12 protein-coding genes are annotated in these 10,000 nt (G+C 44.5%); 5 read left to right on the top strand and 7 right to left on the bottom strand.

The annotated features are described in order from the left end of the window. The coding region (gene surE / locus LDL18_RS04955; protein WP_296507367.1) for a 5'/3'-nucleotidase SurE at nt 1–606 on the bottom strand (606 nt) is incomplete at its 3' end. After that, the gene (gene serS, locus LDL18_RS04950) at nt 606–1,883 is read right to left on the bottom strand and encodes a serine--tRNA ligase (RefSeq protein ID WP_296507366.1); all 1,278 of its coding nucleotides are present in this window, start codon (nt 1,881–1,883) and stop codon (nt 606–608) included. The genes surE and serS, both read right to left, overlap by 1 nt. 296 nt (nt 1,884–2,179) lie before the next feature. Here serS and dksA point away from each other — a divergent pair, with 296 nt between their 5' ends. Further along, nucleotides 2,180–2,665 carry an RNA polymerase-binding protein DksA gene (dksA, locus tag LDL18_RS04945; RefSeq protein WP_296507363.1) on the top strand — a complete coding sequence of 162 codons (486 nt, stop codon included), beginning with the start codon at nt 2,180–2,182 and terminating at the stop codon, nt 2,663–2,665. A 47-nt stretch (nt 2,666–2,712) separates the two neighbouring features. Here the strand turns inward: dksA and LDL18_RS04940 are convergent, their stop codons facing one another. Then, a complete protein-coding gene (locus tag LDL18_RS04940; RefSeq protein ID WP_296507361.1) occupies nt 2,713–2,871 on the bottom strand; it encodes a YdcH family protein in 159 nt (52 codons plus the stop codon). A gap of 201 nt (nt 2,872–3,072) precedes the next feature. Between LDL18_RS04940 and LDL18_RS04935 the strand changes: the two genes are divergently transcribed. Beyond that, on the top strand, nt 3,073–3,270 hold the full coding sequence (locus tag LDL18_RS04935; RefSeq protein WP_296507369.1) for a DUF465 domain-containing protein: 198 nt from the start codon (nt 3,073–3,075) through the stop codon (nt 3,268–3,270). 114 nt (nt 3,271–3,384) lie between these two features. Here LDL18_RS04935 and LDL18_RS04930 read toward each other — a convergent pair whose 3' ends face one another. From LDL18_RS04930 to LDL18_RS04920, 3 genes are all read right to left on the bottom strand, one after another. Then, nucleotides 3,385–3,873 (bottom strand): Hsp20 family protein, encoded by a 489-nt coding sequence (locus LDL18_RS04930; protein ID WP_296507359.1) that lies wholly within the window; start codon nt 3,871–3,873, stop codon nt 3,385–3,387. Nucleotides 3,874–4,280: 407 nt separating this feature from the next. Continuing rightward, the gene (locus tag LDL18_RS04925; RefSeq protein ID WP_296507357.1) at nt 4,281–5,876 is read right to left on the bottom strand and encodes a peptidase S10; all 1,596 of its coding nucleotides are present in this window, start codon (nt 5,874–5,876) and stop codon (nt 4,281–4,283) included. A gap of 393 nt (nt 5,877–6,269) precedes the next feature. Further along, nucleotides 6,270–6,788 (bottom strand): hypothetical protein, encoded by a 519-nt coding sequence (locus LDL18_RS04920; RefSeq protein WP_296507355.1) that lies wholly within the window; start codon nt 6,786–6,788, stop codon nt 6,270–6,272. Nucleotides 6,789–7,081: 293 nt separating this feature from the next. Between LDL18_RS04920 and LDL18_RS04915 the strand changes: the two genes are divergently transcribed. The 3 genes from LDL18_RS04915 (at nt 7,082) to msrA (ending at nt 9,725) form a co-directional block, all read left to right on the top strand. Then, on the top strand, nt 7,082–8,224 hold the full coding sequence (locus LDL18_RS04915; protein ID WP_296507353.1) for a mechanosensitive ion channel family protein: 1,143 nt from the start codon (nt 7,082–7,084) through the stop codon (nt 8,222–8,224). Between the two features lies 1 nt (nt 8,225). Continuing rightward, the gene (gene eda, locus LDL18_RS04910) at nt 8,226–8,852 is read left to right on the top strand and encodes a bifunctional 4-hydroxy-2-oxoglutarate aldolase/2-dehydro-3-deoxy-phosphogluconate aldolase (RefSeq protein ID WP_296507351.1); all 627 of its coding nucleotides are present in this window, start codon (nt 8,226–8,228) and stop codon (nt 8,850–8,852) included. 345 nt (nt 8,853–9,197) lie between these two features. Then, complete coding sequence (gene msrA, locus LDL18_RS04905) at nt 9,198–9,725, top strand: peptide-methionine (S)-S-oxide reductase MsrA (protein WP_296507349.1); 528 nt, start codon at nt 9,198–9,200, stop codon at nt 9,723–9,725. A gap of 8 nt (nt 9,726–9,733) precedes the next feature. Here msrA and LDL18_RS04900 read toward each other — a convergent pair. Continuing rightward, a partial coding sequence (locus LDL18_RS04900) for a transposase (RefSeq protein ID WP_296507347.1) occupies nt 9,734–10,000 on the bottom strand: 267 nt, incomplete at its 5' end.

The raw sequence follows: 10,000 nt of genomic DNA, 5'->3' as shown, positions 1-10,000 counted from the left end.
CCCGCGCGGATCGACGCCTTTTTCAACATTCAGGCGGCCATAGTCACGATGACCTTGAGCCACAACCTGAATACCTTTGACATCGTCATTTTCACAAGCTGGAAAATTGACATTGTAGAATGTCCGGTTCGGTAAGGTGGAGTCAATCAGTTGTCTGATAACTTTTTCACCCCAACTGATGGCTGTATCAAAAGAAAGCGCGCCATTTTTGAAATCAGGCGAATAAACCTGACTAAGGCCGATGGAGCGGATGCCTGCAATGGCACCTTCCATAGCGGCGGATACCGTACCGGAATAGGTAACATCTTCGGCCAGATTGGCACCATGATTGATACCAGACAAGACGAGGTCTGGCGGATTATCTTTCATAATCTCTTTAATGCCCATGACGACCGAGTCAGACGGCGTGCCGGAGACCGAATAATGACGGTCATCATGTTTATAGAGACGGCTGGGCAGGCTTAAGGTCAAAGAATGTGCCATGCCGGAACGTTCTTTGTCAGGCGCGACAACCGTTACATCGTCAGAAATTTTATGAGCGATTTCTTCCAGAATCTTGATACCCTGTGCGGCGATACCGTCGTCATTGGTTATCAGAATACGCATTAGATAATCTCCAGCTTGGTAATGCCATTCATATAAGGATGAAGCACTTCAGGAATGGTGACGGTGCCATCTTCTTCCTGATAATTTTCAAGAATAGCGACCAATGTCCGACCGACAGCAAGCCCAGAACCGTTCAAAGTATGAACCGCAGCGGTGCCTTTGCCTTCTTCAGGGCGATAGCGGGTATTCATCCGTCTTGCCTGAAAAGCACCACAATCCGAAATGCTGCTGATTTCGCGATAACAATTCTGCCCCGGTAGCCAGACTTCGAGATCATAAGTCCGCGTGGCAGAAAAGCCCATATCACCCGTGCATAACAGAACCCGACGATAAGGCAGTTTCAGATTTTGTAGAATCTGTTCGGCACATTCAACCATCCGCATTTGTTCTGCGGTTGATTGTTCTGGCGTAGCGATCGCCACCATCTCGACCTTATCGAATTGATGCTGGCGAATGAGGCCTCTTGTGTCGCGACCAGCGGCACCGGCCTCGGCACGGAAGCAGGGGGTTAGAGCGGTGAAGCGCAAAGGGAGCGTTTTTTCGTCAAGGATGGATTCCCGAACAATATTGGTCAGGCAAACTTCAGCCGTTGGAATAAGCCAACGGTCATCTGTTGTATGAAATAAATCTTCTTCAAATTTGGGAAGCTGACCCGTCCCGAAAAGAGCATGGTCGCGCACCAAAAGCGGCGGTGCAATTTCGGTGAAACCGTTTTTTTCGGTCTGGCAATCAAGCATATATTGGCCGATTGCCCGATTGAGGCGTGCCATGGCACCTTTCATCAAGGCAAATCTTGCGCCCGACATTGCGGCGGCGGTATCAAAATCGAGACCTAACGCCGGTGCAAAATCCGCATGTTCTTTTGGTTTGAAAGAGAATTGACGCGGTTCACCCCAACGAAAGACTTCTTTATTGTCTTGTTCGTCTTTGCCTTCTGGAACGTCTTCGGCGGCGAGATTGGGAATAGTGGACAAAAAGCGTTGCAGCTTGTCACCCAAAGCGGCTTCTTCGCCTTCAAGCGCGGCCATCTTTTCTTTGATGGCGGAAACCTCGGCCTTCATTTCTTCGGCCTTGTCTTTCTCGCCCTGTTTCATAGCTTGTCCGATTTGGCGGGAAACTTCATTCCGTTTCGTCTGTAACGTTTGAAGTTCCAAAGCCAATGTTCGGCGTTCGCCATCCATTTCAAGAATGGTTTTGGAAACGGGTTCGAATCCCCGACGGGATAAAGCCTTGTCGAAATTTTCAGGCTCTGAACGGATTAGTCTTATATCATGCATAGTCCTGCCTATGACAATGCTGTAAATCGAACGCAAGACCGTATAAAAAAATCCATAGTCCATCTATTTTAAAAATAGTATTTAATACTATGATACTTCTCTATCTTGTCTGATCGGTTTCCCCTGTCTAATAGAGCAAGAGTCGTGACGTGGTTGGCCATATAACAGAGTTTTCTCTGTCTTGTAGTTAGCACGCATTATACAGAGTGAAGCCTGATTCCTGCCGGAGTAATCCTTGTTTGATGAACCGCGCAGCGAGAGGGTGGTTGCCAGCTTTAATAAAGGGAGCAAAGTATATGGCATCTAATTTCACTGCTTCTAAGGTTGATACCAACGGTATTAAAACCAGTGCTTTGGAAAAAGCGCCTTCTGTCGCCGCCCCCAATGACTATCGGCCTTCACCGGACGAGCCGTTTATGAATGAACGGCAGCAGGCTTATTTCCGCGAAAAACTGCTGAAATGGAAAGAGGCTATCCTGATTGAGTCTCGTGGAACGCTTGCCCAGCTACGCCAAGAGTCTTTGAAAGAAGCTGACCTTACCGATCGGGCATCAAGTGAAACCGATTGGTCAATAGAACTGCGGACGCGTGACCGCCAGCGCAAGTTGATTTCAAAAATTGATGCCGCTTTGCGGCGGCTTGATGAAGGGGAATATGGCTATTGCGAGGTAACGGGAGAGCCGATCTCGCTGGCGCGATTGGAAGCCCGACCGATTGCAACCATGACGATCGAAGCCCAAGAAAAGCACGAACGTCATGAAAAAATATCAAGAGAAGAATAGACACTTTAAAAAAGGACTTAAGCCATCGGGCTTAAGTCCTTTTTCTTTTATTTTAGCGAGAAAATATTTTCTTTAATGCGGAGTTTTTCTTTTTTTAGGCGATTCAATACAGCAAAATCGGGATTGGGGCGTGAGGCCTCGGATCGTAAGCGCGCATCAAGATCGGCATGTTTTGAAAATAATGCGGCGAGGTGATTGTTTCTCATAACGAATAATCTCCCGTTAATGCCAGACAGAATGGCCTGACTGATGAGAGTAAAACACAGATCATTCGTTATGTCGTGATACAAAATCTTTTTTGCAGATAAGTTGTATTTTTTACGCGACCAATATGGCATAGAAGCAAGAAGATAGCACAGATGGCTTTCATGAAGGCGATGTATCAGTAGATTTTTAAAGGATTGATGATGAACAATGACGCAATACGGGAGCAGCTTAACCTGCTACGTCAGGAACATCGGGATCTTGATATCGCTATTGAAGCCTTGGCGCTCAATAATCCGGTAGAGCAGCTCCGTTTAGCACGGATGAAAAAAAGAAAGCTGCGTTTGAAAGACGAAATCACGCTTTTGGAAGACGGGTTAGTGCCTGATATTATTGCATAAATTTATTATTTCTTAAAAATCAGGAATAAAAAAGGCCACATCCTTTTGAGATGTGGCCTTTTTGTTTATAAGAGCGACATTTTCTTGATAACGGGAAAAATATCCTGCGTATTATCAGGCGGCTTGCTGCTTTATTTTGTTATCGACAGCCTTATTATTGATTGCGGGCTGTTCATGGCTTGTGCCGCCGATTTCAATTTTTCGTGGTTTCTTTTGTTCTGGAACCACACGATCCAGTTCGATATTCAACAGGCCGTCTTGGTAATCGGCACCAACAATTTTGATTGTGTCCGCTAACTGGAAGCGTCGTTCAAAACTGCGTTTAGCGATACCACGATGCAAATATTCACGGCCTTCCTTATTCGCGCTTTCTGTTGCGCGACCTGTAATCGTAAGGACGTTTTCCTGCACGGTTACATCAAGTTCATCCTTGGAAAAACCGGCAACGGCCATAGAAATACAATAACGGTTTTCGGCTAATTTTTCGATATTATAGGGGGGGAAAGTTTCACTTTCACCACGAGACGCCAGATCAACTAAACGGTTAATATTTTCAAAACCGACAGATGAACGCAAGAAGGGAGTAAGATCAAAAGCACGCATATTCTCTAATCCTTATAAAAAGCGACTAAATTTTAATGTCTGCTTAACGCCAGACCAACAAGCTATATGCTGAATAGCGATATCGCTTGTTGAGATTGAGATAATATATGGAAGGGGTATTTCAAGATTTTTAGAAAAATTTTTTTACATCTTTTTATCTATTTAAAGCGACAAAAAAACAATTTTGAATGACGATAAAAAGAGAAGCCGTCAATGAATGGACATTGTAGGAATCATCCCCCCATTTTTACTAAAATGAGATCAAAAATCGCCAAGTCAGGTCATATTTTAAAGGAGCGGGGTTTAAAGGCCTCGATGAATGATAATTCATGCGGCCATTAAAAAGCCCCTGACAGATTTTCTGTCAGGGGCTGGCGATTGGATTGTCACATTAAAATAAGGTGGAATTATTCTTTGGTGGTTGTCTGATCGTAAAAAACAGCAACATCTTTTTTCATCTGATGCAAGGAAGCGGGGTCTAAATAAACCATGTGACCTGACGGATAATAGCGATAGCTGATATTCGTCCGCTGTGCTGGTTCAAGCATCATATGGGAGAGATCATATTCTGTCGCAAAAAAAGGCGTTGCCATATCATAATAGCCATTGAGCGACAAAATCTTCAGATGCGGATTTTTGCGCATGGCTGCCGACAGATCGACCGCTACATCGGGCATTTCCTGTGGGAAATAACCGTTAGGTGCCTTATGTTTCCAATCCCAATTAAAGCCGGGCTGTCCATAAATGCTGATACGATAATCAAGATCGCTCTGATAACCGAGGTCACGGCCGAGATAATCCCTGAATAAAGCGTAAAACGCGCCGGAAACAGCCGAACCGGAAGCATCATATTCGGGGCTTTCGCCTGCTGGTTCGGTATCAATACCGGTATAACGGGCATCAAGGCGACCTGTGGTCAAATGCCGATCACGCAATAATTCTTTTCTGAAGCTGCCTAATTCAACCCGAAGATTATTCAATTTGATAAATTCGGGCGATAATCCCGTAAAGATAGACATCTGTTGCGCAACGCGGTTTTTTTCTGCGTCAGAAATCAAATCACCTTTTTCCAATGCGGCGGCATAATCCCCAGCCGCAAAGGCGCGCACCTGATCCAGAAAGGTTTTCAGATCGGCTGGACGATTGGATAACTTGTTATGATACCATGCGGTTGCTGCATAGCTTGGTAAATAGGCTTTATAGATATGATCGTAGCCCGCCTGACGGATACCATAATTTAAAATAGAGGAAAGCAGGACAACCCCATTAAACTGCATACCGTCATCTTGTAAAAGATTGACCAATTGGCCAGAGCGGGTTGTGCCATAGCTTTCACCGAAAAGATATTTCGGGCTGCTCCAACGCTGATTTTTATTAACATAACGTTCGATCGTTTTGGCAAAGGCATGGGCATCCTGATCTACGCCCCAAAAAGCCGCGCCTTTGGTATCACCCAAAGGTCGAGAATAGCCTGCACCAATCGCATCAATAAAGACTAGATCTGATATATCGAGCATAGTATCGGGATTGACCCCAAAACTATAAGGGGCAGGGCGGATAGTGACAGGGTCGGTTGTATTGACCTTTACCGGCGCAAATGAACCAACATGGAGCCATAAGCTGGAAGAGCCGGGCCCGCCATTATAGAAAAAAGTGACGGGACGATTTTTGGTCGCTGGATTTTTAGTGTCGAGCGTGTAAGCCGTGTAGAAAACGCTGGCCGTTGGTTTCCCGTTATCATCCCGAATAGTCAAAGTGCCTGCGGTTGCTTTGTAATGCAGCTCTTTGCCATTAAGTGAGACGCTGTGTTCTGTCGTTTTTTCCTGTTCGGCAACAGGCGGTTTTGCCCAATTAGACTGGATATCATCTGTCGGGGCAGGATTTTGCTCTTTATTTTCGATTTTTTTATCGAAATCTTTTTTATGGCCATGATCGGCCATAGCCGGAGCCGCTAGTGTGCTGGCTGAAAGTAATAAGGACGTCACAAGAAGAGAAAAGCGCATCAATAAAATCCTGCTATCAGGGAAGCCTTACATCGATTGTAAAAAACATCCGTTTTTGAAGTTAACGGGTTACTAGTCTTATCGCTTTTTATTGTTTTTTGAAACAAAATTTAGATTATCAATTATTTTAGTATAAAATGTTAAATTTTTTAAAATGTTTTGAATCTTTTTTGGGTTATTTCAGGTCTAAAATTGGATTGCCCGTCAGATTGAAAAATCCGGTCTGTTAAAAAAATAGGCAGGATAGAGGATGCACAATAGCGGTTATTTGAAAGGTGAAAATAAGGACTGATGTCAGCTATGTATTTTGGGTCTGTATTTTTGGGGATAAAATCAAAAAGCGCCCCCGATTTGAAATCGGAAGCGCTTTTGCTGTTTTGAAAAAAAGGTAGATTATTTGCCCTTGGACTTGTTACCACCCGTGACATCTTTCCATGCACCCGAGAAGGCTTTACCGACTGTGTTAGCCCCTTTTTTGATGCCGGTGCCGGCTTTGTCCGTGGTGTTTTCGATAGCATCGCCTGCTTTGTCAGCGGATCTTGCGATCGTGTGACCGGCATTGTCAGTAGCGGTTTCGGCGCTGCTTTTGGTTTTATCCCAAGATTTATCGAGCGCATCACCGCTCTTATCCGTCGTTTTCTTGGCCGTGGATTTGGTTTTGCTCCAGCTTCTTTTGGCAGAATGACGAGCCTTATTCGTTACGTTCTTGGCACCATCATGAGCGTCTTCAGCCGTATCACTTACAGCTTTTCCAGCATTATCGGCTGTATTCTGAATGCTGTTGCCAGCCTTTTGGAAAACACCCTGCTCGGCAGCATAAGCGGCACCCGCAATAACCGGAGAAAGACCAAAGGCCGCCGTTGCGCCCAGAAGAAAACCAAGAACAGGTTTAGTCAGTCGGTTGCTGGACATGGTCGAATGCATTCCTTTCGTTACAGATATATTCTGCTATAAAACTATAGAATATAACTTATGTTCCATTCGCAGAATAGATATAGATCAGCCTCTATAGATATGCTATATATCGCCCATTCCATTTAAGAATAATAATAAACCACCATGCTGTTTATTTAATATTTTTATTACAGTGAATTGAAGAAATATTTTCTTGATAAAAATTATTAAAAATCTATCACCGACGATCCGTCTCTATTTCAAGATAGATAATAATTTGTTTAACCTATTGATTATGCGAGATAATTTTATTGTCTGATTATCTTATCCGTAGCTTGCCGATTTCTGTCCAGACAATGCTGGTTTTGTGTCTTTGTATCTTTGCAAGCCTTGCTCTTTATCGTTTCATTTTGCGTCTTATTCGTAAAATTGTTGAGAATAGAGACAATCCGATTGCCAAAATATGGCTGGATAAACTGACAGCGCCCTTTCGGTGGATATCCGGTCTTATCGGCGTTTATATATCTCAACAAATTCTGCCTTTCGGGAAAATTGGCGAAAGTTTGCTTAACCGAATAGAGGCTTTTGCGGTTCCGGCTATTGCTGGATGGCTGGCCTTGGCTTTGCTGCATGCGATCAGTGATATTGTCGATATTAAAAGTCGGCGGTCAGTCGAAGGCAATGAAAGCCGAAAATTGGCATCAAGGCGGCAACGCACCCGTATGTCGATTATGATGCGAGTCGGTTCCTTTCTTATCATCATGGTGACGGTTGGTATTATGATGATGACGATTCCGGCCGTTCGTAATATCGGGGTCACCTTGATGGCATCGGCGGGATTGGTTGGTTTGGCCGTCGGTGCGGCCGCCCAACCCATGTTAAAAAATCTGATTGCCGGTATTCAAGTCGCCTTTACCGAGCCTATCCGTATTGATGATCTGGTTATTGTTGAGACGGGCGATTGGGGTTGGATAGAAAAAATCACATTAACCTATGTCACTGTCCGTTTGTGGGATGAGAGGCGCGTTATTGTGCCCTTGGCGCGTTTTTTGGAAGCGCCGTTTGAGAATTGGACGAGAGAAGCCGAGCAGCTTATCGGCAAGGTTTTTTTATATGTCGATCCTTTGGCGGATGTCGAAAGATTGCGCGAACATATGAAAAAAGTGGTTACTTCCAATGCCTTATGGGATGGCCGTTCCTATATTTTACAAGTCAGTGACATGAAACCGGAATATATCGAGCTTCGTTTATTGGCGACGGCAAGGGATGCGCCTTCCTCTTGGGATCTGTGTTGTGATATTCGTGAACAGATGCTGCGTTTCATTGCCGAGAACATGCCGGAGACCATCGCGCACACAAGATTTACGATGCCGCAGCGTAAAAAACTTGATTTTTTGGTCGATGGGGTAGATGCAATTCAACGAACCCCTAAGGGAAATAAAGCAGGAGTCTAAGATGCGTGATATCGATTCCGTAATGCGTTTGGCACCGGTTATGCCGGTCCTCGTCATTGAAGATATTGCTGATGCAAAACCTATCGCAGAAGCTTTGGTTGCTGGTGGTCTGAACGTTCTTGAAGTAACGCTTCGCACCCCTTGTGCTCTTGAAGCCATCAAGGTCATGAAAGAAGTTCCGGGTGCCGTTGTTGGTGCTGGTACGGTTCTGAACGCAAAAATGCTCGACCAAGCTCAGGAAGCTGGTTGCGAATTTTTCGTTAGCCCAGGTCTGACCGCTGACCTTGGTAAGCATGCTGTTGCCCAGAAAGCGGCTTTGCTTCCGGGTGTTGCTAATGCGGCTGATGTGATGCTTGGTCTTGACCTTGGTCTTGATCGCTTCAAATTCTTCCCAGCTGAAAATATCGGTGGTTTACCTGCCCTGAAGTCCATGGCTTCTGTTTTCCGTCAGGTTCGTTTCTGCCCGACCGGTGGTATCACCCCGACGTCAGCGCCTAAATATCTTGAAAACCCGTCCATTCTTTGCGTCGGTGGTAGCTGGGTTGTTCCGGCTGGCAAACCTGATGTCGCAAAAATCACGGCGCTCGCTAAAGAAGCTTCTGCTTTCAAGCGCGCCGCTGTTGCCTAATAGCGCAATAGCCATTGCCTTAAAAACGCCGTCTGTTTTCACAGGCGGCGTTTTTTTATGTGTTTTGGGTAACTTTTGATATTACCTATCTGTCTTAATCTTAGGCGTTTTTTGCCGTCTCTTTCTATTACTTGCCCTGTTTTTGCCGTGCTATTCATAATTTTTTAGTGGTAGAGAAGAGAGGATTCTCTGTTGAAGAAAACTCCAAATTTCAGAAGACCAAAAAACGAAGGCTATTGAGCGTTATTGATTCCATATCCGCCGATTTTTCTATTTTTAAAGAATCAGATTGATAGAATCGGATATAGAAAAGAAACTTTTTTAAATATTGCCCGTTCCTTGTTTATGGAAAAGCAAGCGATATTAGCCGGTGGTTGTTTTTGGTGCATTGAAGCCATTTTTAAAGATATTATTGGAATAATATCCGTAGAAAGTGGCTATATCGGAGGGGATACCCCCAATCCCAGCTATGAACAGGTTTGTGGCGGCAAAACCGGACATGCCGAGGCAGTCCGTTTGACCTTTGACCCTGAAAATATCCGCTATAGCGATATTCTTGATCTGTTCTTTGATATTCACGACCCGACACAGCTGAACAGGCAGGGGGATGATATCGGCATTCAATATCGTTCCGCTATTTTCCCGCTTGATAAAGAGCAGGAGCAGATTGCTCAAGATGCGATCGTGAAAGCGCAAGCCCATAGCAAAAAGCCAATCGTAACCAAAATTGAGCCTGCCAGTATTTTTTATCCTGCCGAGAGCTATCATCAGGACTATTTTTATCAAAAGGGGCAAGAAAATCGTTATTGTGCGGTTGTTGTTGCTCCCAAAATAGCTAAATTCCGAAAAAATCACCAAGACAGAATAAAATAAGCAAGCAGCTAGGTTCTGTTGACAAAGGAAGGTAACCATAATTTTACAGCGGCGATATGAAGGAAGGCGAGGAAAGATTTTCTGGTTTTATCATAGCGTGTGGCGATACGTCTGAACGGCTTCAACCTATTGAACATCCTCTCAATACGATTACGATTTTTGTAGTGCTGTACATTGTAAAAAATCGACTCTTTTCGATTAGAGCGAGGCGGAATAACAGGAAGGATGCCTCGAAAAAGCAGTTTTTCTCGTAACTTATCGCTATCATATCCTTT

The sequence above is a fragment of the Zymomonas sp. genome, from assembly GCF_020216885.1.
Taxonomy (GTDB): Bacteria; Pseudomonadota; Alphaproteobacteria; order Sphingomonadales; family Sphingomonadaceae; genus Zymomonas.
Note: the sequence above shows the minus strand (reverse complement) of the source record. Positions and strands in the feature narration are given on the sequence as shown.

What these genes read in the sequence shown, in the direction of transcription:
- serS (WP_296507366.1), bottom strand. Translation starts at nt 1,883, where the DNA reads ATGCATGATATAAGACTAATCCGTTCAGAGCCTGAAAATTTCGACAAG.
- dksA (WP_296507363.1), top strand. Translation starts at nt 2,180, where the DNA reads ATGGCATCTAATTTCACTGCTTCTAAGGTTGATACCAACGGTATTAAA.
- LDL18_RS04940 (WP_296507361.1), bottom strand. Translation starts at nt 2,871, where the DNA reads ATGAGAAACAATCACCTCGCCGCATTATTTTCAAAACATGCCGATCTT.
- LDL18_RS04935 (WP_296507369.1), top strand. Translation starts at nt 3,073, where the DNA reads ATGAACAATGACGCAATACGGGAGCAGCTTAACCTGCTACGTCAGGAA.
- LDL18_RS04930 (WP_296507359.1), bottom strand. Translation starts at nt 3,873, where the DNA reads ATGCGTGCTTTTGATCTTACTCCCTTCTTGCGTTCATCTGTCGGTTTT.
- LDL18_RS04925 (WP_296507357.1), bottom strand. Translation starts at nt 5,876, where the DNA reads ATGCGCTTTTCTCTTCTTGTGACGTCCTTATTACTTTCAGCCAGCACA.
- LDL18_RS04920 (WP_296507355.1), bottom strand. Translation starts at nt 6,788, where the DNA reads ATGTCCAGCAACCGACTGACTAAACCTGTTCTTGGTTTTCTTCTGGGC.
- eda (WP_296507351.1), top strand. Translation starts at nt 8,226, where the DNA reads ATGCGTGATATCGATTCCGTAATGCGTTTGGCACCGGTTATGCCGGTC.
- msrA (WP_296507349.1), top strand. Translation starts at nt 9,198, where the DNA reads ATGGAAAAGCAAGCGATATTAGCCGGTGGTTGTTTTTGGTGCATTGAA.